General features: G+C 66.7%; 20 protein-coding genes. 9 read left to right on the forward strand and 11 right to left on the reverse strand.

Annotation, left to right across the window (positions count from 1 at the left end):
* The first annotated feature begins 11 nt into the window (after nucleotides 1–11).
* Genes trpB through accD form a run of 3 tightly spaced genes read left to right on the forward strand, consistent with a single transcriptional unit; the run spans nucleotide 12 to nucleotide 3031 of the window.
* Nucleotides 12–1289 carry a tryptophan synthase subunit beta gene (trpB, locus tag FHY06_RS06995; protein WP_019654095.1) on the forward strand — a complete coding sequence of 426 codons (1278 nt, stop codon included), beginning with the start codon at nucleotides 12–14 and terminating at the stop codon, nucleotides 1287–1289.
* Nucleotides 1289–2134, forward strand: a complete 846-nt coding sequence (gene trpA / locus FHY06_RS07000) for a tryptophan synthase subunit alpha (protein ID WP_184604175.1) — start codon at nucleotides 1289–1291, stop codon at nucleotides 2132–2134. Before trpB ends, trpA begins: the two co-directional genes overlap by 1 nt.
* A gap of 24 nt (nucleotides 2135–2158) precedes the next feature.
* Nucleotides 2159–3031, forward strand: coding sequence for an acetyl-CoA carboxylase, carboxyltransferase subunit beta (gene accD / locus FHY06_RS07005; RefSeq protein WP_019654097.1), 873 nt, complete (start codon nucleotides 2159–2161; stop codon nucleotides 3029–3031).
* Between the two features lie 67 nt (nucleotides 3032–3098).
* Here accD and FHY06_RS07010 read toward each other — a convergent pair whose 3' ends face one another.
* On the reverse strand, nucleotides 3099–3659 hold the full coding sequence (locus FHY06_RS07010; protein WP_019654098.1) for a YggT family protein: 561 nt from the start codon (nucleotides 3657–3659) through the stop codon (nucleotides 3099–3101).
* Nucleotides 3660–3708: 49 nt separating this feature from the next.
* Here FHY06_RS07010 and FHY06_RS07015 point away from each other — a divergent pair, with 49 nt between their 5' ends.
* The 6 genes from FHY06_RS07015 to FHY06_RS07040 all read left to right on the forward strand — a co-directional run bounded on the left by FHY06_RS07015 (nucleotide 3709) and on the right by FHY06_RS07040 (nucleotide 10540).
* The gene (locus FHY06_RS07015; protein WP_240649923.1) at nucleotides 3709–4353 is read left to right on the forward strand and encodes an LON peptidase substrate-binding domain-containing protein; all 645 of its coding nucleotides are present in this window, start codon (nucleotides 3709–3711) and stop codon (nucleotides 4351–4353) included.
* Between the two features lie 124 nt (nucleotides 4354–4477).
* Entirely contained in the window at nucleotides 4478–6025 is a 1548-nt protein-coding gene (lysS, locus tag FHY06_RS07020; protein WP_126182852.1) for a lysine--tRNA ligase, read from the forward strand.
* A gap of 2 nt (nucleotides 6026–6027) precedes the next feature.
* Complete coding sequence (locus FHY06_RS07025) at nucleotides 6028–7302, forward strand: Hsp70 family protein (protein ID WP_184604178.1); 1275 nt, start codon at nucleotides 6028–6030, stop codon at nucleotides 7300–7302.
* 23 nt (nucleotides 7303–7325) lie between these two features.
* Nucleotides 7326–7859, forward strand: coding sequence for a M48 metallopeptidase family protein (locus tag FHY06_RS07030; protein WP_019654102.1), 534 nt, complete (start codon nucleotides 7326–7328; stop codon nucleotides 7857–7859).
* Between the two features lie 72 nt (nucleotides 7860–7931).
* The gene (locus FHY06_RS07035; RefSeq protein WP_132797172.1) at nucleotides 7932–8558 is read left to right on the forward strand and encodes a class I SAM-dependent methyltransferase; all 627 of its coding nucleotides are present in this window, start codon (nucleotides 7932–7934) and stop codon (nucleotides 8556–8558) included.
* A 29-nt stretch (nucleotides 8559–8587) separates the two neighbouring features.
* Nucleotides 8588–10540, forward strand: a complete 1953-nt coding sequence (locus tag FHY06_RS07040) for a glycosyltransferase family A protein (RefSeq protein WP_184604180.1) — start codon at nucleotides 8588–8590, stop codon at nucleotides 10538–10540.
* A 9-nt stretch (nucleotides 10541–10549) separates the two neighbouring features.
* Here the strand turns inward: FHY06_RS07040 and FHY06_RS07045 are convergent, their stop codons facing one another.
* From FHY06_RS07045 to lepA, 10 genes are all read right to left on the reverse strand, one after another.
* Nucleotides 10550–11899, reverse strand: coding sequence for a galactosyl transferase GMA12/MNN10 family protein (locus FHY06_RS07045; protein WP_184604182.1), 1350 nt, complete (start codon nucleotides 11897–11899; stop codon nucleotides 10550–10552).
* Nucleotides 11900–11903: 4 nt separating this feature from the next.
* Nucleotides 11904–12998 carry a beta-N-acetylhexosaminidase gene (gene nagZ, locus FHY06_RS07050; protein ID WP_184604184.1) on the reverse strand — a complete coding sequence of 365 codons (1095 nt, stop codon included), beginning with the start codon at nucleotides 12996–12998 and terminating at the stop codon, nucleotides 11904–11906.
* 2 nt (nucleotides 12999–13000) lie between these two features.
* Nucleotides 13001–13393: a holo-ACP synthase gene (gene acpS, locus FHY06_RS07055; RefSeq protein ID WP_126182847.1), complete on the reverse strand. Its 393-nt coding sequence runs from the start codon at nucleotides 13391–13393 to the stop codon at nucleotides 13001–13003.
* Nucleotides 13394–13406: 13 nt separating this feature from the next.
* Entirely contained in the window at nucleotides 13407–14204 is a 798-nt protein-coding gene (locus FHY06_RS07060; protein ID WP_184604187.1) for a pyridoxine 5'-phosphate synthase, read from the reverse strand.
* On the reverse strand, nucleotides 14201–14971 hold the full coding sequence (gene recO / locus FHY06_RS07065) for a DNA repair protein RecO (protein ID WP_184604189.1): 771 nt from the start codon (nucleotides 14969–14971) through the stop codon (nucleotides 14201–14203). The genes FHY06_RS07060 and recO overlap by 4 nt, the downstream gene beginning before the upstream one ends.
* 135 nt (nucleotides 14972–15106) lie before the next feature.
* On the reverse strand, nucleotides 15107–16081 hold the full coding sequence (era, locus tag FHY06_RS07070; RefSeq protein ID WP_019654110.1) for a GTPase Era: 975 nt from the start codon (nucleotides 16079–16081) through the stop codon (nucleotides 15107–15109).
* A gap of 8 nt (nucleotides 16082–16089) precedes the next feature.
* Nucleotides 16090–16776 carry a ribonuclease III gene (gene rnc, locus FHY06_RS07075; RefSeq protein ID WP_019654111.1) on the reverse strand — a complete coding sequence of 229 codons (687 nt, stop codon included), beginning with the start codon at nucleotides 16774–16776 and terminating at the stop codon, nucleotides 16090–16092.
* A gap of 17 nt (nucleotides 16777–16793) precedes the next feature.
* Nucleotides 16794–17162, reverse strand: coding sequence for a DUF4845 domain-containing protein (locus FHY06_RS07080; RefSeq protein WP_019654112.1), 369 nt, complete (start codon nucleotides 17160–17162; stop codon nucleotides 16794–16796).
* A gap of 47 nt (nucleotides 17163–17209) precedes the next feature.
* Complete coding sequence (gene lepB, locus FHY06_RS07085) at nucleotides 17210–18175, reverse strand: signal peptidase I (RefSeq protein ID WP_019654113.1); 966 nt, start codon at nucleotides 18173–18175, stop codon at nucleotides 17210–17212.
* A gap of 7 nt (nucleotides 18176–18182) precedes the next feature.
* Nucleotides 18183–19994, reverse strand: coding sequence for a translation elongation factor 4 (gene lepA / locus FHY06_RS07090; protein WP_019654114.1), 1812 nt, complete (start codon nucleotides 19992–19994; stop codon nucleotides 18183–18185).
* Nucleotides 19995–20200 lie beyond the last annotated feature (206 nt).

Raw genomic sequence — 20200 nt, forward strand, 5'->3', positions numbered from 1 at the left:
GATCGAGAACCATGCAAAGCAACTACCAGCAACCCGACGCCACCGGCCACTTCGGCAACTACGGCGGCACCTTCGCGAGCGAGACGCTCACCCACGCGATCAACGAACTGCGCGATGCGTACGCGAAGTTCAAGGACGATCCGGCGTTCCTCGCGGAATTCCACTACGAGCTCAAGCACTTCGTCGGCCGTCCCTCGCCGATCTACCACGCGGCGCGCACCAGCCGCGAAATGGGCGGCGCGCAGATCTACCTGAAGCGCGAAGACCTGAACCACACCGGTGCCCACAAGATCAACAACGTGATCGGCCAGGCGATGCTCGCGCGCCGCATGGGCAAGCCCCGCGTCATCGCCGAGACCGGCGCCGGCCAGCACGGCGTGGCCACCGCCACGATCTGCGCGCGTTACGGCCTCGAGTGCGTGGTCTACATGGGCAGCCAGGACGTGAAGCGCCAGAGCCCCAACGTCTACCGCATGAACCTGCTCGGCGCCACCGTGGTGCCCGTCGAGTCGGGCAGCAAGACGCTGAAGGACGCGCTCAACGAGGCGATGCGCGACTGGGTCACCAACGTGGAGAACACGTTCTACATCATCGGCACCGTCGCCGGCCCGCACCCCTATCCGACCATGGTGCGCGACTTCCAGAGCGTGATCGGCACCGAGTGCATCGAGCAGATGCCGGCCATGCTCGCAGCCGACGGCATCACCGGCGAGGCGGAGGGCAAGCAGCCCGACGTGGTGATCGCCTGCGTGGGCGGCGGCAGCAACGCGATGGGCATCTTCCACCCCTACATCCCGTTCACCGGCACGCGCCTGATCGGCGTCGAGGCCGCGGGCGAAGGGCTCGACAGCGGCAAGCACTCGGCCTCCATCCTGCGCGGCAGCCCCGGCGTGCTGCACGGCAACCGCACCTACCTGCTGCAGAACGAGGACGGCCAGATCACCGAAACCCACAGCATCAGCGCGGGCCTCGACTACCCCGGCGTGGGCCCCGAGCACGCGTACCTGGCCGACATCGGCCGCGCCGAGTACGTCGGCATCACCGACACCGAGGCGCTGGACGCCTTCCACTACCTGTGCCGCACGGAGGGCATCATCCCCGCGCTCGAATCCAGCCACGCGGTGGCCCATGCGCTGAAGCTCGCCAAGACCATGCGCCCCGACCAGTCGATCCTGGTGAACCTCTCGGGCCGCGGCGACAAGGACATCGGCACCGTCGCCGACCTGTCGGGCGTCGATTTCTACGACCGCCCCTCGATGCGCGGACTGAGCGTGAAGGGAGGCAAGTGATGAGCCGCATTGCAGCCACCTTCGAGGCCCTGAAGAAAGACGGCCGCCGCGCCCTCATCCCGTACGTGACAGCGGGCTTCCCCTTCGCCGACATCACGCCCGAGCTGATGCACGGCATGGTCGAGGCCGGCGCCGACGTGATCGAACTGGGCGTGCCTTTTTCCGACCCCATGGCCGACGGCCCCGTGATCCAGAAGGCCGGCGAAGCCGCGCTGGCGCTGGGCGTGGGCATGAAGCAGGTGCTCTCCATCGTCGCGGCCTTCCGCAAGACCGACACGACCACGCCAGTGGTGCTGATGGGCTACGCCAACCCGGTCGAGCGCTACGACCTGGTGCACGGCAAGAAGTCCTTCATCCGCGACGCGGCCGCAGCCGGCGTCGACGGGCTGCTGGTGGTCGACTACCCGCCCGAGGAATGCGAGGCCTTCGCCGCCGAGCTGAAGGCCGCCGGCATCGACCTGATCTTCCTGCTGGCACCCACCAGCACCGACGAGCGCATGGCGCAGGTCGCGCGCATCGCGAGCGGCTACGTCTACTACGTGTCGCTCAAGGGCGTGACCGGCGCCGGCCACCTCGACACCGAGGCCGTCGGCCGCATGATCCCGCGCATCCGCGAACACGTGAGCATCCCGGTGGGCGTGGGCTTCGGCATCCGCGACGCGCGCACGGCGCAGGCCATCGGCTCGGCCGCCGACGCGGTCGTGATCGGCACGAAGATCATTCAACTCATCGAGGACCAGCCCCGCGACAAGGTCGTGCCGGCGGTGCGCGAATTCCTCGCGGGCATCCGCGAGGCGCTCGACGCCCTGCCTGCCGCGACGGCCAAGAACGCAGCTGGTCGATAATCACCGCCAACACAAGGAGCCCCCATGAGCTGGCTTGAAAAACTGCTACCCGCCAAGATCGCCCAGACCGACCCGTCCGAGCGCCGCCAGGTGCCCGAGGGCCTGTGGATCAAGTGCCCCGCCTGCGAGACCGTTCTGTACAAGACCGACCTCGAGCACAACCAGAACGTCTGCCCCAGCTGCAGCCACCACCACCGCATCGGCGCCCGCGCGCGGCTCGACGCGTTCCTCGACGCCGAGGGCCGCTACGAAGTCGGCCAGGAAGTGCTGCCTGTCGACGCGCTGAAGTTCAAGGACAGCCGCAAGTACCCCGAGCGCCTGAAGGAAGCCCTGGAAAACACCGGCGAGACCGACGCCCTGGTCGTCATGGGCGGCTCGGTGCACAGCATCAGCGTGGTCGTGGCCTGCTTCGAGTTCGAGTTCATGGGCGGCTCCATGGGCAGCGTGGTCGGCGAGCGCTTCGTGCGCGGCGTCGAGACCGCCATCGAGCAGAAGGTGCCGTTCATCTGCTTCACCGCCACCGGCGGCGCGCGCATGCAGGAAGGCCTGCTCTCGCTGATGCAGATGGCCAAGACCAATGCCGCGCTCACGCGCCTGGCGAAGAAGGGCCTGCCCTACATCAGCGTGCTGACCGACCCGACGATGGGCGGCGTGTCGGCAGGCTTCGCCTTCGTGGGCGACGTGGTGATCGCCGAGCCCAAGGCGCTGATCGGCTTCGCCGGCCCGCGCGTGATCGAATCGACCGTGCGCGTGACGCTGCCCGAAGGCTTCCAGCGCGCCGAATTCCTGCAGACCAAGGGCGCCATCGACTTCATCAGCGACCGCCGCGAACTGCGCAAGACCATCGCCAACACGCTCGCGATGCTGCTGCGCCAGCCGGCCGATGCAGTGAGCTGACCGAAAGGCGATCGAAAAACAAAAGGGCCCGGGTGCGATGCATCCGGGCCCTTTTGTATTCAGGAGGTCAGAACGTCAGCTGATAAGCGAAGACCAGCAGGTTGCCCAGCACGATCGCGATCACCTGCAGCACCACGATGGCGGCCAGCGGCGAAAGGTCGACTCCGCCGATCAGCGGGATGAAGCGGCGGAAGGGCCGCACGAGCGGATCGGCCAGGCGGGAGATCAGGTCGAGCAGCATGGGCGAGGCGCCCGGAATCCACGACAGCACCGCATAGACCACCAGCAGCGCCGTCAGGCCCGAGACGGCCAGCTGCATCAGCCCCACCAGCGACACCAGCGGCAGGGTCGCGATGCGCCCGAGGCTGCCCGCCAGCAGCCACAGCAGCAGGAACTTCAGCATCACCAGCAGCCATGCCGCGATCAGGCTGGCGAGGTCCCAGCGCTTCACCGAAGGCACGATGCGCCGCAGCGGCAGCACGATCCAGTCGGTGATCGCGAACACGAAGCGCCCGAGAGGGTTGCCGAAGGGCACGCGGTGGTATTGCATGTACAGGCGCAGCAGGCAGGCGCCGCCGAGCAGACCGACGATCACGTCGAGAAGGAACGAGGGAATCTGGTAGAGCATGAGACGCGGCCGTGAGGGGAATGCGATGATAGCCACGCAAGGCTCATCGATGACGACACAACCCCTTTTGCATTCACTGCCATTGTTTCCGCTCGGAACGGTGCTCTTTCCCGGCGGCCTTCTTCCATTGCGCATCTTCGAGGTCCGCTACCTCGACATGATCGGCAAGTGCCGCAAGGCCGACGCGCCCTTCGGCGTGGTGAGCCTCACCAGCGGCAGCGAGGTGCGCAAGGCCGGCGCCGATGCCGAGAGCTTCGCCGCCATCGGCACGCTGGCCATGATCCGCGAGTTCGAGTCGCCGCAAAGCGGCCTGCTGCAGATCGAATGCGTCGGCACGCAGCGCTTTCGCGTCCGCAGCAACGAGCTGCAGAAGCATGGCCTCTGGGTCGCCGAGGTCGAGGCGGTGAACGACGACGTCGCGCTGGAGATTCCCGACGACCTGCGGCACACCTCCACCGCGCTGCAGCGCCTGGTCGGCACCCTCGAGGAGCGCAAGCGCGCCCAGGGCGGGGCGGTGCGGCTGCCGATCGCCGAGCCCTACCGCTTCGACGATTGCGGCTGGGTGGCCAACAGATGGTGCGAGCTGGTGCCGATGCAGCTCGAGCTGCGGCAGCGGCTGATGGAGCTCGACAGCCCGCTGATGCGGCTGGAGCTGGTCAGCGATCTGCTGGCACGCACCGGTATCACTGAATAGGTCGCTCCTATTTTCATAGCGCATGGCGCAGGATTGACGGGCGCTCTGGGCAGGTTTTATTCAAACCCGATCGGCTAAAATGCCGGGCCCGCGCACGCTCCCGGTTGCGCGCCATCCGCCTCCCATGTCCGATCAAAAGAACCCCTCGCCTCCTCCCGCTCCCGCCGACGAAAACCAGCTCATCGCAGAACGCCGCGAAAAGCTCGCGCAGCTGCGCGCGGCGCAGGCCGAGGGCAAGGGCGTTGCATTCCCGAACGACTTCAAGCCGGGCCATCGCGCCGCGGCGCTCGTGGAGGCCCATGGCGCCACCGACGGCGAGGCCCTCGAGGCGCAGGCCGTTTCGGTGAGCGTAGCCGGCCGGATGATGCTCAAGCGCGTGATGGGCAAGGCCAGCTTCGCCACGCTGCAGGACGCCACCGAGCGCATCCAGCTCTACGTGACGCGCGATGCCGTCGGAGAAGACGTGTACGCGGACTTCAAGCGCTGGGACCTCGGCGACATCGTCGGTGCCGAAGGCACGCTCATGAAGACCAAGACGGGCGAGCTCTCGGTCAAGGTCACGAAGCTGCGCCTGCTCACCAAGAGCCTGCGGCCGCTGCCCGACAAGTTCCACGGCATGGCCGACCAGGAGCAGAAGTACCGCCAGCGCTACGTCGACCTGATCACCGACGAATCCGCCCGCAAGCGTTTCACCGCGCGCAGCAAGGCGGTGAGCGCGCTGCGCGAGTTCATGGTGTCCAACGACTTCCTCGAGGTCGAGACGCCCATGCTCCACCCCATCCCCGGCGGCGCCAACGCCAAGCCGTTCAAGACGCACCACAACGCGCTCGACCAGGAGATGTTCCTGCGCATCGCGCCCGAGCTGTACCTCAAGCGCCTGATCGTCGGCGGCTTCGAGCGCGTGTTCGAGATCAACCGGAGCTACCGCAACGAGGGCATCTCGGTGCGGCACAACCCCGAGTTCACGATGATGGAGTTCTACGCGGCCTACTGGAACTACCGCGACCTGATGGACTTCACCGAGACGCTGATCCGCACCATCGCCGACAAGGCCGTGGGCACGCAGCAGCTCACCTACCAGGGCAAGCCGGTCGACCTGACGCAGCCTTTCCAGCGCCTGACGATCCGCGAGGCGATCCTCAAGTACACCGAGGCCGAAGGCGTGGCGCAGGGCGTCGACGACAGCGCCTGGCTCATCGCCGCGCTGCGCAAGCTCGGCATGAACGAGGAGAAGGACAAGCTCTCGCAGCGCAGCCTCGCCAGCCTGCAGGTGCTGTTCTTCGAGGAAACCGTCGAAGAGAAGCTCTGGCAGCCGACCTTCATCATGGAGCACCCGACCGAGATCTCGCCGCTGGCGCGCGCCAACGACGAGCGCCCCGAGGTCACGGAACGCTTCGAGCTGTACATCACCGGCCGCGAGTTCGGCAACGGCTTCAGCGAACTGAACGACGCCGAGGACCAGGCCGCGCGCTTCAATGCGCAGGTGGCCGCCAAGGACAGCGGCGACGACGAGGCCATGTACTACGACCATGACTTCGTGCGCGCCCTCGAATACGGCATGCCGCCCACCGGCGGCTGCGGCATCGGCATCGATCGGCTCATGATGCTGCTGACCGATTCGCCGAGCATCCGCGACGTGATCCTGTTCCCGGCGCTTCGCAGGGAATCCTGATCGTGAAGGCACCGTCGTCGTTGCCGACGATCGGCATCGACTTCGGCACCTCCAACTCCGCTGTCGCCTGCCGGGTCGGCACGCAAGCACGCCTGCTGCCCATCGAGGGCGCGGCCACCACACTGCCCACCGCGATCTTCTTCAACGCCGAAGACCGCACCACTCACTTCGGCCGCGACGCCATCGGCCAATACCTCTCGGGCACCGAGGGGCGGCTGATGCGCTCGCTCAAGAGCCTGCTCGGCAGCGCGCTGATGCAGGAGAAGACGGCGATCTACGACGGCCTCGTGAGCTTCGAGGACATCATCGCCCGCTTCCTGCGCGAGCTGGCGGTGCGCGCCGGCCGCGAGCTCGGCCAGATGCCCGAGCGCGTGGTGATCGGACGCCCGGTGCATTTCGTGGACGACGACCCCAAGCGCGACGAGCGCGCCGAGGAAAGCCTGCGTATCGCGGCGCGCGCGGCCGGCTTCAGGGAAATCTCGTTCCAGCTCGAACCCATCGCGGCCGCCTTCGACTACGAACAGCGGATCAGCAAGGAATCCGTCGTGCTCATCGTCGACATCGGCGGCGGCACCTCCGACTTCACCGTCGTGCGCGTAGGGCCCGAGCGCGCCGCGCTCGAAGACCGCAGCGACGATGTGCTGGCCACCAGCGGCGTGCACATCGGCGGTACCGACTTCGACCAGCGGCTGAACCTCGAGCGCGTGATGCCGCAGTTCGGATTCCGCCATCACGGGCCGCAGGGGCGCGAGGTGCCGAGCAAGGTGTTCTTCGAGCTGTCGTCCTGGCACCTGATCAACTGGCTCTACGCCGCCAAGGCGTTTCGCCAGGCAAAGGATCTGCGCACCAGCTACGCCGACACGCGCCTGCACGACCGGCTGATGACCGTGCTCGAGGAACGGCACGGCCACCGCATCGCGAGCGCCGTGGAGGCAGCCAAGATCGAGGTGTCGCTGAGCGATGCCGCGACCGCCATCGACCTGGATTGCGCCGAGCGTGGTCTCGCCGCCTCGCTCACGCCCGACGACATGGCGCAGCAGCTGGCCGCGCCGCTGGAAAGCGTGATCGCCTGCGCGCACGCCTGCGTCAAGCGCGCGGGCCTGCGCAGCAACGACCTCGACGCGATCTACCTCACCGGCGGTTCGTCGGCGCTGCGGCCCTTCCAGAACGCCCTGCGCAGGAGCTTCGCGGGCGTGAACCTGGTCGAGGGCGACCTCTTCGGCGGCGTCGCCACCGGCCTGGCCTGCGCAGCCAGCACGCAGCGCCGGACGGCCTGAACCCGGTCATTCAAGGTCATTGCATGAAGTACCTGGCGGGCTACCCGGCACCCCTGCTGGAGCAGGTCCGCCAGCTGATGGCCCAGGAGAAGCTGGGCGCCCTCCTCGGCCAGCGCTATCCGGAGGGTGTGCACGACATCCAGACCGACCGCGCGCTCTACGCCTACGTGAACGAGCTCAAGGGCGAGTTCATGCGCAAGGCCGAGCCGCTGTCGAAGGTGATGTTCGACAACAAGCTGCACGTGATCCGCAACGCCCTGGGCACCCACACCACCGTGTCGCGCGTGCAGGGCGGCAAGCTCAAGGCCAAGCGCGAAATCCGGGTGGCGAGCCTGTTCAAGGAAGTGCCGCTGGCGCTACTTCGGATGATTGTTGTGCACGAGTTGGCACATATGAAGGAACGTGAGCACGACAAGGCCTTCTATGCGCTGTGCAGGCACATGGAGCCGGACTATCATCGCCTCGAGTTCGATCTCCGGCTGTATCTGGAGCACCTGGGCATGGGGGGACAGCGCTTGTGGGCGAATGCAGCGGCTGGCTCCGCACCTGGCGAGTGATGGCTTCGCGCAGCGGGTGATCCTGTACTCCCCCGGCTTCCGCCGAAGCGCCAATCCAACGCAGCCAGGTTCATGTCACATCCCCAACAACGATTCTTCGTCGCCGGCGTGAAGCAGTTCCTGCCGTCCTACTTCACCGGGCGGTCGGTCATCGAGATCGGCAGTCTCAATCTGAACGGCTCGGTCCGCGAGTTCTTCCAGGAGTGCAGCTACCTCGGCCTCGACGTCGGGGAAGGCCAGGACGTCGACCTCGTCTGCCATGGTGAAGACTACGGCGGTGCCGCGAACGGCACGGACGTCGTCATTTCGTGCGAGGCAATGGAGCACAACCCCCAGTGGAAGAAGACCTGGCTCAACATGCTGCGTCTGGTGAAGGACGACGGCCTGGTCGTCATGACCTGCGCGACTCCTGGCCGGCGCCAGCATGGCACGGTGGAGTTCAACCCCTTCGACTCGCCGCTGACCATCGGCCAGAGCCAGAACCACTATCGCAATCTCGCGGCCTCCGATTTCACCGACCTGCTGCAGCACAACGCATGGTTCTCGGTCTGGGGGTTCTTCGAGGACCGCAGCAGCCACGACCTGTACTTCTTCGGCGTGGGCAAGGAAGCCGCTGAAGAAACGCGTGCACAGGCACTGCAACTGCATTCGGCGCTGAAAGACCACTACCACAAGGTCAACGTGCTGGGCCACTACTGAATCGACCAGGCATCGCCCCTGCCACCGCCATGACGACACTGCCCCGGCTCAACTTCACTTCGCTCTCGTCGCACGAGACCTGCGGCGACATCGTCGAAGCCTTCAGGCTGGCGGCGGAACGGCTCGGCTACCCCACGCGCTTCACCCACTGCTACATCGAGCCGGGTGAGATCAACATCCTGTTCTTCTTCTGGGATGTGCCGTGGGAACACATCGAGCAGCACCATCCCGACTGCATCGTCGTCAACTTCGAGCCGATGGTGCACGGCACGCACGCGTGGAACGACCGCTACCTCGAGGTGCTCAAGCGCTGCTATCTCTGGGAGTACAGCAAGACGAACTTCCAGCGGCACCGCCAGCTCGGCTACCGGAACGCGGACTATGTCGCGCTCGGCTGGGAGCGCGACGCCGCGGAGATCCTGCCGCTGGAAGACATCCTCCCCGACGAGCAGCAGGACATCGACGTCGTCTTCTTCGGCTCGCTGACGCGCCGGCGCATCGACATCCTCGAGGGGCTGATGGCGCGCGGCCTGCGGGTCGAAGTGAACCGGGGTCGCGCGTGGACGCTGGAAGAGCGCAACGGCTTCATGCGCCGCGCGAAGATCGTGCTCAATCTCCACAACTGGGAGGAGTCGCGCATCGTCGAGGTGCCGCGGCTGTCGATCCTGCTGCGGCACCGCAAGGCGGTGGTCTGCGAGCTGTACCCCGACAGCGAGATCGAGGCGTCGATCCGCAAGGCGGTGGTCGGCGCTCCCTACGAGAAGCTCATCGACACGATCGAGCAGCTTCTTGCCGATGCGCCCCGCCGCGCAAGGCTCGAACGCGAAGGCCTGGCGATCTTCACCAGCGCATTCGCAGCCCCGCTGGTCGGACCGGCCATCGAGCGGTTCCTGAGCTGGCGCGCCCAGCAGCCCGACCGCTTCGTCGTGCCTGCAACGCCGCCGCGCATCACTCTCTGCCTGACGGCCGGCGATTCGCTCGAAAACCTGGAGCAGAGCCTTCGCGCATGGGTGGCACAGACCGCGGTGGAGCTTCACCTGGTGCTGGTCGCCCAGGCAGGCATCGCCGGCCTCGAAGCCATGCTGGCGCGAACTGGCATCGCGAGTTCGCAGCTGCTTTCCCTGCCCTTCGCGTTCGATCGCGCCACCGCACGCAACCTTGCATTGGCGCACGCCCAGGGCGAGTACATCGTCTTCGCCGATGTCGGCGACGTCCCTGCGCCGCAGCGCCTGCAGCGCCAGGCCGCACTGCTCCAGGCCTGTGCCGACGTCGACATCGTCGGCTGCTGGTGCGAGACGCACGAGGGCCCGTTCGAGTTCTCCGAGCGGCACCAGGACATCCTGGTGGAGTTCTTCGGCCCGCGCCCGCTGATGCTGTCGGCCTGCATGGTTCGCCGCGCCTTCATGGAGCGCAGCGGCGTGCGCCACGACCCGGAATTCACGGCGCACGACGACTTCCACATGCTGTGCAAGAGCGCAGTTGCCGGCGCACGCTTCGCGGTGATCCCCGAGCTTCTCCACAAGCCGGCCACGCCGATCGCGCCCGTCGATGCGGCCCGCGCGGCAGCGCTGGCCTCGCGGGCGCGCGCGCTGGTGCTGGGCTACCTGCTGCCCGGATCGAGCGTCGAGCATGTGCACGAGATCGCCAGGCTGTACGACCTGTACTGGCCGCCGGTGCTCGACTTCGCGCAGAAGCTGCTGCTGATCCTGGCGCGCGCAAGCTTCAGGCCGGCCGCTGCGCCGGAGCTGCAGCTGGTCGAGCACGAGACGCTGACGCGCGCGCTGCGGCACGAGGCCCTGCGGCTGCTCCAGATCTTCTTCAATGCGGGTCTGGCGGACAAGGAATGGCTGGAACGCCAGTTCGAGGTGCCCGAGATCGCGCAGTTCCTCGCGCCGGCGTCCAGCCAGCTGCCGGTCCGGGTCTTCAGGCTTGAGCCTGCAGCAGTATCGACCGCTGCCGAGCCGCAGCCCGCAAACGGCTAGCCGGCCCGATCAGCGCAGGCGCTGAGAAAGCGCGTCCATCGAGGCCATGTAGGCGGAACGATAGGGCTCGTCGAGATTGATGAAGTGCACCAGCAGGGTTTCGTCCGAAGCCAGGTGCGGCGGCGTGTTGATGCTGAGGTTGTCGACGATGCTGCGTTCGTTCACCAGCCCCGCCCCCGCCAGCACTTCGTTCGTGTAGTACTGGTCGCCCTGGCTGCTGTAGACCGCCGACTTGTCGTCGACCTCGCCGATGCGCTGCCAGATGCACGCGAGCAGCTCGGCGTTGCCGGGCGTGTTCAGGAATCCCATCACGCCCGAGTTGAACGACCAGCCGCCCACGTCCTTCGCGAGCAGCAGTTCGCGCCCTTCGAGCAGGGTGTCGATCCGGCGGCCCTGGTTGAGGAAGAGCACGTCGGCGTCGATCCATATCACCCACCTGTGATGCGCGATGTGCTGCTGCAGCAGCCAGCTGCGCACCCAGGACCCACCGATGCCGGTATCGACCGCTTGCGGTATCGCGCGGTACACGTGGTAGGCGTAGCCGTGCCTGTCGCAGTAACGCTTCACGTTGTGCTCGGACACCCGCGCGTAGCTGCCGACGTGGTGCGTGTAGAGCGTGACGAAGGCGATGTCGGCATCGGCGTTGTAGCTCGACACCGGCTCCTCCGACAGCGCCGGATAGGCTGCGGGCTGCAGCACAGGCTGGCCATGGAAGAGTGCGTTGTTGACCTGCGCCGCCAGCATGTCCTGCAGGTTCCGGTCGTGCAGCAGCGCCTCGCGCCACACGCCTTCGGGCGCCGCGATCGACAGCGGCCCGAGGTGGACCACGAAGATGCGCGCCAGGAACCATTGCGGAATGCGCCACGACACGTTGACGTAGATGTCGCCGACCATCGCATTGCAGCCCAGCAGGCCTGCCGGCCGCAGCCGCGCGGCCTCGTCGACGCTGCGGTCCACCAGCGCGACGACGTTGCCTGCATCGTCCATCAGCCCGAGCAGCATCGCGCGGTTGGCCGGCGTGTTGCGCAGCACCATCATGTTGGTCATGGCCGGACCGGGCCGGTCGCCGATGGGAGGCGCCTCGACGACCAGCGCATCCCGCCCCTGCATCAGCGTTTCGATGGCAACCGGGTGGAACACCATCGAGTCGCCGTCGAGGAACAGCAGCAAGTCGTTCTCGGGCAGCGCGCGCAGGTGGCGCAGGATCTGGCCGTACCTGGCGCTGTCGCGCAATGCCGGGTGGCGGATGCGATCAGCCTCGACCCACTGGTGCGGATAGCCGAACAACCGGCAATAGTGCGCATGGTTGCGCAACACGGCCTCGTCCTTGCGCGGGAAGAAACTGAGGCACAGCGGCATGGGCCTACTCCGTCAGGCCATCGCGCGAGAGGATGCGCCTGGCGCTGCGGTACTGCGCCGAGCCCGCGAGCGCCGTCCACGATGGAGCCGACGTGTCGGGAAGCAAGGAGCGCCGGCGCGCTTCGCTGTCGGGATTGCCCGACCAGCGCCCTGCATCCCGGGCTGCAGCGAAGCCCTCCAGCAAGCCGTCGAGCGGCACGCCGTCGCCGATGCTCTGGTTGCACAGCAGCGCCATGTCGCACCCGGCCTCCAGTGCAGCCAGTGCGGCGTCGGCAAAGCTGAGCAGCTCGCCGTCGATGTAGCGGCCGGCCTCCATGCTCAGGTCGTCGCTGAAGACCGCACCCTCGAAGCCGATCCGCTGCCGCAGGGTCTCCTTCAGCCACTTCGCCGAAAACCCTGCCGGCCGCCTGTCGACCTTCGGATAGATCACATGCGCCGGCATCACGGCCGCGAGCGAGCCCGACAGCCAGTCGTAGGGCTTCGCATCGTCTGCCAGGATGGCCTTGAGGTTGCGCTTGTCCACCGGGATCTCGACGTGCGAGTCGGCGTGCACGAAGCCATGCCCCGGAAAGTGCTTGCCGCAGTTGCGCATGCCCATCTGCAGCATGCCGTGCATCACGCTCTTGGCCAGCAGCGCGACCACGCGCGGGTCGCGATGGAAGCTGCGGTTGCCGATGACACTGCTGCCGCCATAGTCGAGGTCGAGCACCGGTGCGAAGCTGAAGTCGACGCCGCAGGCGCGCAGTTCGCCCGCCAGCACCTGCCCGAGGGCCGTGGCTGCCTGGGTGGCGCGCAGGGCGTCGCGCAGCCAGAGTTCGCCGAGCGCGCGCATCGACGGCAGGTGGGTGAAGCCGTCGGTGCGGAAGCGCTGCACGCGACCGCCCTCGTGGTCGACGCAGATCAGCAGGTCGGGCCGGATCGACTTGATCTCGGCATTGAGCGCGGTCATCTGCGCGCGGTCCTGCCAGTTGCGGGCGAAATGGATCACGCCGCCGACGAGCGGGTCGGCGAGGCGACGGCGGTCGGCGTCGGTGAGTGCCGTGCCGGCAACGTCGATGATCAGCGGCGCGTGGGGGCGGTCAGCGAGCCCGGCGGTCATGTCTATATCTTCTCCACCACCACGAAGCTCGCGGCGTATTCGGTTTCGTCCGTCACGGTCACGTGGGCCGTGAGGCCCTGTGCCTCGAACCACTCCTTCAGCGCGCCGTGCAGCACGATGACCGGCTTGCCGCTGCGCAGGTTGGCGATCTCGCACAAGCGCCAGCTCATGGGCATGCGCATGCCCAGCCCGATGGCCTTGCTGAAGGCCTCCTTGGCTGAAAAGCGGGTGGCGAGGTAGCTCAGTCCGCGCTTGGGCCAGCGTGCGCTGCGGGCCTGCCAGACCTTGAATTCGGCGTCGCTCAGCACCTTGCGGGCGAAGCGCTCGCCCTGGCGCTCGAAGGTCGCGGCGATGCGGCGCAGGTCGCAGATGTCGGTGCCAATGCCGTAGATCATGCGGCGCCGGCGCTCATTGTTGTTGCTGCTGCTGTTGCTGCCGGGCCTCGCGGATGCAGCGCAGGTAGTCGCGCGTGGCGGCCGTGTAGCCGAGCTCGAGCGCGTCGGCGACGAAGGCGTGGCCGATGGAAACCTCCTGCACGCCGGGCACGGCGCGCAGGAAGGCCGTGAGGTTGTCCCGGCTCAGGTCATGCCCGGCATTGACGCCGAGGCCCGCCGCCAGGGCGGCGCGCGCCGACTCGGCATAGCGCGTGAGCACGGCCTGTTCGTTCGGCGTGCCGCGCGAGGCTGCGTAGCCTTCGGTGTAGAGCTCGACACGGTCGGCACCCACGGCCCTGGCCGCGGCCATCATCTCGGGAATCGGGTCCATGAACAGGCTGACGCGCACGCCGAGCGCCTTGGCTTCGGCGATCAGCGGACGCAGGCGCTCGGCGTCTTCGGGGAAGGTCCAGCCGTGGTCGCTGGTCGACTGGGTTTCGCTGTCGGGCACGAAGGTGGCCTGGTGCGGCTTGAGGGTGCGCACGAAGTCCATCAGGTTGTGGAAAGGATTGCCCTCGATGTTGAACTCGATGCCCGGCCAGTCCTTTGCGAGCAGCGCGGAAAGATCGCTCACGTCGTGCGCCCGGATGTGGCGGGCGTCGGGCCGCGGATGCACCGTGATGCCGTGCGCGCCGGCGGCCAGGCAGGCCTGCGCGGCCTTCACCACGCTCGGAATGCCCAGGTGGCGCGTGTTGCGCACCAGGGCGACCTTGTTGAGGTTGACGGACAGCGAGGTGGCGGCGCTGGCGCCGGCTTGGCCCGGAGTGCTCATAGTGCTTGCAGGTCTCTCATCATTTGCCGCGTACGCAGCGTGGACACGCCGCAATGGTAGTTGAGCAGCGCGCGCAACTGGTTGCGCAGGGCACTGTTGCTGCCGGCGTTCATGGTGGCAATTTCACGCAAGGTGGCGGTAAATGGCGCACGGACGTCCAGCACGGCCTGCAGGGCCTGCCAGTCGGCACCGGCCAGCGCGGCCTCGTCGTCGCCGGCCTCGCGCAGCCCGGCCTCGGGAACGAGGCTGTAGCGCAGCCCGCCGGCGAGCGGCTCCAGCGTCAGGGTCTGGACGTCGAGCGACGGCAGCAGGCCGACCTCGCGCAGCAGCAGCAGCTCGAAAGCACGCAGCGCCGCCGCCTGGGCCGCGGCCTGCGCGCCGCCGTGTTCGCTCGCCAGCACCTGAACGACGCCGGCGTACGCGTCGAACAGCGCCTCGTGGGCGTCGTCGCGCGCCAGCAGGCGCAGCAGCAGCTCGTTGACGTAGTAGCCCGACAGCAGCGCCTCGCCGGTCGGCATCACGTGCCCGCCCATCCATTCGGCGCCCTTGAGCGTGCGGATCTCGGCGTCTCCCCCGTAGTTGAGCTGCAGCGGCTGCAGCGGCAGCAGCACCGGACGGAAGTTGGAGCTCGGCCGCTTCGCCCCCTTGGCCACGAGCGCGATGCGCCCGTGGTGGCGGGTGAACACTTCGAGGATCAGGCTCGACTCGCTCCAGTCGTAGCGATGGAGGACGTAAGCCGGCTCGTGCGAAACGCGATGGGTGGCCATGTCAGTGAGCAATCGAGCATCGAGGCTTGATGAGGCCGGCAAATGCCGCGGAACCGGCTTTGCCGGGCCGCTGGCGTCGCCCCCTGCAAGGGGGCCGGCGGCCATGCGAAGCGAGCAAGCCCGGGGATCTGCCTGTTATTCGTAGCCGAACGAGCGGACGCGGGCCTCGTCGTCGGCCCAGCCCGAGCGCACCTTGACCCACAGCTCGAGGAACACCTTGGCGTCGGCCAGCTTCTCGAGCTCGACGCGGGTCTCCATGCCGATGCGCTTGATGCGCTCGCCCTTGTCGCCGATCACCATGGCCTTGTGGCCGTCGCGCTCGACCACGATGGTGGCGGCGATGCGCAGCAGGCGCTTCTGGCCCTTCTTCTGGGGCGGCTCCTCGTCGAACTTGTCGATGACGACGGTGGAGGTGTAGGGCAGCTCGTCGCCTGTCAGGCGGAACAGCTTCTCGCGCACCAGCTCGCCGGCGAGGAACTTCTCGCTGCGGTCGGTCAGCTCGTCCTCATCGTAGAACCAGGGCTGCTCGGGCAGGTATTTCTCGCAGATGCCGAACAGGCGCTCGACGTCCTTCGGGTTCTTGGCGGACATCGGCACGAATTCGGCGAACTCGTGCTTCTCCTGCATGCTCTTGAGCCAGGGAGCGATGTCGCCTCGGCGGTGCACGTTGTCGAGCTTGTTGGCCACCAGCACCGTCGGAATGCCCTTGCCGAGCAGCTTCAGCACGCGCTCGTCGGCCTGCGTGAAGCTGCCGGCCTCGACCACGAACAGGATCAGGTCCACGTCGCCGACCGCGCCCTGCACGGTCTTGTTGAGCGACTTGTTCAGCGCATTCGCGTGCAGGGTCTGGAAGCCCGGCGTGTCGACGAACACGAACTGGGTGGCCCCCAGCGTGCGCATGCCGGTGATGCGGTGGCGCGTGGTCTGCGCCTTGCGCGAGGTGATGCTGATCTTCTGGCCGACCAGGGCGTTGAGCAGCGTCGACTTGCCCACGTTGGGCTTGCCGACGATGGCGATCAGGCCGCAGTGCTGCGGGCCTTGGGGACCAGCGGCACCCTCGCCGCCTTCGGCGTCTTCGGGTTCCGCTGCGGGATTGATTGCGTCGTTCATTCTGGATTTCACGCGCCGCCGCGTGCCTTGAGCCGGATCAACATGGCCGCCGCGGCAGCCTGCTCGCCGGCGCGGCGCGAGCCGCCGATGCCGCGTTCGCGAAGGCCCAGTTCGGGCACCTCGCACTCGACATCGAAAGTCTGCTTGTGCGCTGCGCCCAGTGTGGCGGCCACGCGGTACACCGGCAGCTTCATTTTGTGACCCTGCAGCCATTCCTGCAATTCGGTCTTCGGGTCCTTGGCCGCTGCCTCCATGCGCGGATTGATCTCGACCGACTCGTAGAGCCGGTGAACCAGCGCCTGGGCGGCGGCGAAGCCGGCGTCAAGGTAGACCGCGCCGATCAGCGCCTCCAGCGCGTCGGCCAGGATCGACGGCCGATTCGGCCCGCCCGACCGGGCCTCGCCCTCGCCGAGCCGCAGCAGCGGCGACAGCGCCAGGCCCACCGCCAGGCGGTGCAGGGTGTCCTGCTTGACGAGATTGGCCCGCACACGCGAGAGGTCGCCCTCGGGCAGCGCCGACAGGCGCTGGTAGAGCAGGTGCGAGACCGCCAGGTTCAGCACCGAGTCGCCCAGGAATTCGAGGCGCTCGTTGTGGTCGGCCGAGAAGCTGCGGTGCGTGAGCGCGAGCTGCAGCAGCCGCGGATCGGAGAAGGTGTGCTGCAGGCGCGCCTGCAACGCGGCCAGGCTGCCATCCACCTTTTTGGGTGCCGTGTTCAGCGGGTTTCGCCCTTGTACTTGAGCGTGAGGTAGGCCGGGCCGAAGAGCGGGATCTCGCGCTCGTACGAGTACGAAACCACCACCTTGTCGCCGACCTTCTTGATGTCGAGGTCCTTGCCGCTGACCGACTTGAAGTCGTCGATGGCCTGGGCGCGATCGAAGATGGCGCGCACCTCGGGCACCGTCGTGCCTTCCTTGGCCTTGTTGGCGGCCTTGTCGATGGCCTGCCACTCGATCAGCGTCGGGATGACCTGGGCGATCACCACGCCCAGGCAGCCGAGCACGGCCGCGACGAACACCAAGCCGATGAACGAAATGCCGCGCTGCCGCGCGGCGCTGCTGCGAACGGACCGATGTGCTCTCATGCCCTCATACCCCTCGAACGGTGCTTGCAGTTGATTGGAATGCTTTTTTATTGAAACGGACCGATGCGTCCCAGGTCACCGAAGTTCATCCAGACGAAGAAGGCCCTGCCCACGATGTTCTTGTCCGGCACGAAGCCCCAGAAACGCGAATCGGCCGAATTATCGCGGTTGTCGCCCATCATGAAATAGTTGCCTGGGGGCACCTTGCAGACCACGCCTTCGACCGAATAGCGGCAGTTCTCGCGGAACGGGAAGTCGCTGGCGCCGGGCACGAACGCCGGGGAGGCGTCGTCGTTGAGGATCTTGTGCTGCTTGCCGCCCAGGTTCTCGTCGAACTGCTTGAGCAGGCGCATCGATTCGCCGTCCAGGTAGTCGGCGGCGGCCACCTTGGAGACCGGCTGGCCGTTGATCGTGAGCTTCTTGTTCAGGTAGGCCACTTCGTCGCCGGGAATGCCGACCACGCGCTTGATGTAGTCCATGCTCGGCTTGGGCGGGTAGCGGAACACCACCACGTCGCCGCGCGCCAGTGGCGTGCCTTCGGTGATCTTGGTGTTGATGACCGGCAGGCGCAGACCGTAGGTGAACTTGTTGACCAGGATCAGGTCGCCGGTCAGCAGCGTGGGCATCATCGAGCCCGACGGGATCTTGAAAGGTTCGTAGAGGAACGAGCGCAGCAGGAACACCACCAGGATCACCGGGAACAGGCCGGCGGTCCAGTCGAGCCACCAGGGCTGCATCAGCAGCCGCTCACTCGCCTTGGCATCCACCGTGTCGACCTGATTGATGCCCTGCCCCGCCAGACGCGCGTTGCGCTCGGCCAGCGAGGCCTCGAGCCTGGCAGCAGCCTGCTCGCGCCGCGGCAGGAAGTAGAAGCGCTCGGCCAGCCAGTAGAGGCCGGTGACCACCGTCGCCAGGAACAGCAGCAAGGCGAAATTGCCCTCGATCACGTTGAAGTACCAGGCGCCGACATAGCCGGCGAAGGCCGCGAGGACCAGGGAGGTGATGAATGCCATTTTTCGATCAGTCTTCGACTTGCAGGATCGCGAGGAAGGCCTCTTGCGGGACCTCGACGGAGCCGATCTGCTTCATTCTTTTCTTGCCCGCCTTCTGCTTCTCGAGCAGCTTCTTCTTGCGGGTGATGTCGCCGCCGTAGCACTTCGCCAGGACGTTCTTGCGAAGGGCCTTGATTGTCTCACGCGCAATGATGTTGGCCCCGATGGCCGCCTGGATCGCGACGTCGTACATCTGGCGCGAGATGATCTCGCGCATCTTCGCGACCACCGCCCGGCCGCGGAACTGCGACTGGCTGCGGTGCACGATGATCGACAGCGCGTCGACCTTGTCGCCGTTGAGCAGGATGTCGACCTTCACCACGTCGGAAGCGCGGTACTCCTTGAACTCGTAGTCCATCGAGGCGTAGCCGCGGCTCACCGATTTGAGCTTGTCGAAGAAGTCGAGCACGATCTCGCCGAGCGGCATCTCGTAGGTCAGCATGACCTGGCGGCCGTGGTAGGCCATGTTGATCTGCACGCCGCGCTTCTGGTTGGCCAGTGTCATCACCGGGCCGACGTAGTCCTGCGGCATGTACAGGTGCACGGTGACGATCGGCTCGCGGATCTCGGCCATGCGGCCGATGTCGGGCATCTTGGACGGGTTCTCGACCATGATGACCTCGCCGTCGTTCTTGAGCACCTGGTAGACCACGCTCGGCGCGGTCGTGATCAGGTCCTGGTCGAACTCGCGCTCCAGGCGCTCCTGCACGATCTCCATGTGCAGCAGGCCCAGGAAGCCGCAGCGGAAGCCGAAGCCCAGCGCCTGGCTGACCTCGGGCTCGTAATGCAGCGAGGCGTCGTTGAGCTTGAGCTTCTCGAGCGCATCGCGCAGCGAGTCGTACTCGCTGGCCTCGGTCGGGTAGAGCCCGGCGAACACCTGCGGCTGGATTTCCTTGAAGCCCGGCAGCGGCTCGGTGGCGGTGAAGGCCGCACCACCGGTGCCGCCCTTGATCAGCGTGACGGTGTCGCCGACCTTGGCTGCCTGCAGTTCCTTGATGCCCGCGATGATGTAGCCCACCTCGCCCGCCTCGAGCGCTTCGCGCGGCTCGTTGGCGGGCGTGAAGACGCCGAGGTTGTCGGCGTTGTAGCTCGCGCCGGTCGCCATCATCTTGATGCGGTCGCCCTTGGCGAGACGGCCGTCGACCACGCGCACCAGCATCACGACGCCGACGTAGGCGTCGAACCAGCTGTCGATGATCATCGCGCGCAGTGCGCCCTCCGGATTGCCGCGCGGCGGCGGCACCTTGGCGACGATCGCTTCCAGGATCTCGTCGATGCCCATGCCGGTCTTGGCAGAGCACGGGATCGCGTCGCTCGCATCGATGCCGATCACGTCCTCGATCTCCGCCTTCGCGGTCTCGGGGTCGGCCTGCGGCAGGTCCATCTTGTTGAGCACCGGCACCACCTCGACGCCGAGGTCGAGCGCGGTATAGCAGTTGGCCACCGTCTGCGCCTCGACGCCCTGCGAAGCATCGACGACGAGCAGTGCGCCTTCGCACGCCGAGAGCGAGCGGCTCACTTCATACGAGAAGTCGACGTGGCCCGGCGTGTCGATCAGATTGAGGTTGTAGACCTTGCCGTCGAGCGCCTTGTAGTGCAGCGCAGCCGTCTGCGCCTTGATGGTTATCCCACGCTCCTTTTCGATGTCCATCGAGTCGAGGACCTGCGCTTCCATGTCGCGCTCGGCGAGGCCGCCGCAACGTTGGATCAAACGGTCTGCGAGCGTCGACTTGCCATGGTCGATGTGCGCAATGATCGAAAAATTTCTGATGTGATTCATCAACGGGAACGCTTAAGTACTTGAATTGGCTCGTACGCAGAGTGCTACAGGCAAGAAAAAAGGGCGCGTCTTCTGGAGACGCGCCCTGAACCAACAAGCAATGGCAACTGCAGTAGTTGGAGCTTCATTGTAGGCAAAAAGGGAAGCGCGTACATCCGGGAACGGGGTCCAAAAGGGTCGTTGCAGGTCCACAACATCAAAGATAC

It is taken from the genome of Variovorax atrisoli, from assembly GCF_014195185.1.
Classification (GTDB): domain Bacteria; phylum Pseudomonadota; class Gammaproteobacteria; order Burkholderiales; family Burkholderiaceae_C; genus Variovorax; species Variovorax atrisoli.

Bases quoted from the DNA above. Each gene is read 5' to 3' on its own strand.
- trpB (WP_019654095.1), top strand. From the start codon at position 12: ATGCAAAGCAACTACCAGCAACCCGACGCCACCGGCCACTTCGGCAAC.
- trpA (WP_184604175.1), top strand. From the start codon at position 1,289: ATGAGCCGCATTGCAGCCACCTTCGAGGCCCTGAAGAAAGACGGCCGC.
- accD (WP_019654097.1), top strand. From the start codon at position 2,159: ATGAGCTGGCTTGAAAAACTGCTACCCGCCAAGATCGCCCAGACCGAC.
- FHY06_RS07010 (WP_019654098.1), bottom strand. From the start codon at position 3,659: ATGCTCTACCAGATTCCCTCGTTCCTTCTCGACGTGATCGTCGGTCTG.
- FHY06_RS07015 (WP_240649923.1), top strand. From the start codon at position 3,709: ATGACGACACAACCCCTTTTGCATTCACTGCCATTGTTTCCGCTCGGA.
- lysS (WP_126182852.1), top strand. From the start codon at position 4,478: ATGTCCGATCAAAAGAACCCCTCGCCTCCTCCCGCTCCCGCCGACGAA.
- FHY06_RS07030 (WP_019654102.1), top strand. From the start codon at position 7,326: ATGAAGTACCTGGCGGGCTACCCGGCACCCCTGCTGGAGCAGGTCCGC.
- FHY06_RS07035 (WP_132797172.1), top strand. From the start codon at position 7,932: ATGTCACATCCCCAACAACGATTCTTCGTCGCCGGCGTGAAGCAGTTC.
- FHY06_RS07040 (WP_184604180.1), top strand. From the start codon at position 8,588: ATGACGACACTGCCCCGGCTCAACTTCACTTCGCTCTCGTCGCACGAG.
- FHY06_RS07045 (WP_184604182.1), bottom strand. From the start codon at position 11,899: ATGCCGCTGTGCCTCAGTTTCTTCCCGCGCAAGGACGAGGCCGTGTTG.
- nagZ (WP_184604184.1), bottom strand. From the start codon at position 12,998: ATGACCGCCGGGCTCGCTGACCGCCCCCACGCGCCGCTGATCATCGAC.
- acpS (WP_126182847.1), bottom strand. From the start codon at position 13,393: ATGATCTACGGCATTGGCACCGACATCTGCGACCTGCGCCGCATCGCC.
- FHY06_RS07060 (WP_184604187.1), bottom strand. From the start codon at position 14,204: ATGAGCACTCCGGGCCAAGCCGGCGCCAGCGCCGCCACCTCGCTGTCC.
- recO (WP_184604189.1), bottom strand. From the start codon at position 14,971: ATGGCCACCCATCGCGTTTCGCACGAGCCGGCTTACGTCCTCCATCGC.
- era (WP_019654110.1), bottom strand. From the start codon at position 16,081: ATGAACGACGCAATCAATCCCGCAGCGGAACCCGAAGACGCCGAAGGC.
- FHY06_RS07080 (WP_019654112.1), bottom strand. From the start codon at position 17,162: ATGAGAGCACATCGGTCCGTTCGCAGCAGCGCCGCGCGGCAGCGCGGC.
- lepB (WP_019654113.1), bottom strand. From the start codon at position 18,175: ATGGCATTCATCACCTCCCTGGTCCTCGCGGCCTTCGCCGGCTATGTC.
- lepA (WP_019654114.1), bottom strand. From the start codon at position 19,994: ATGAATCACATCAGAAATTTTTCGATCATTGCGCACATCGACCATGGC.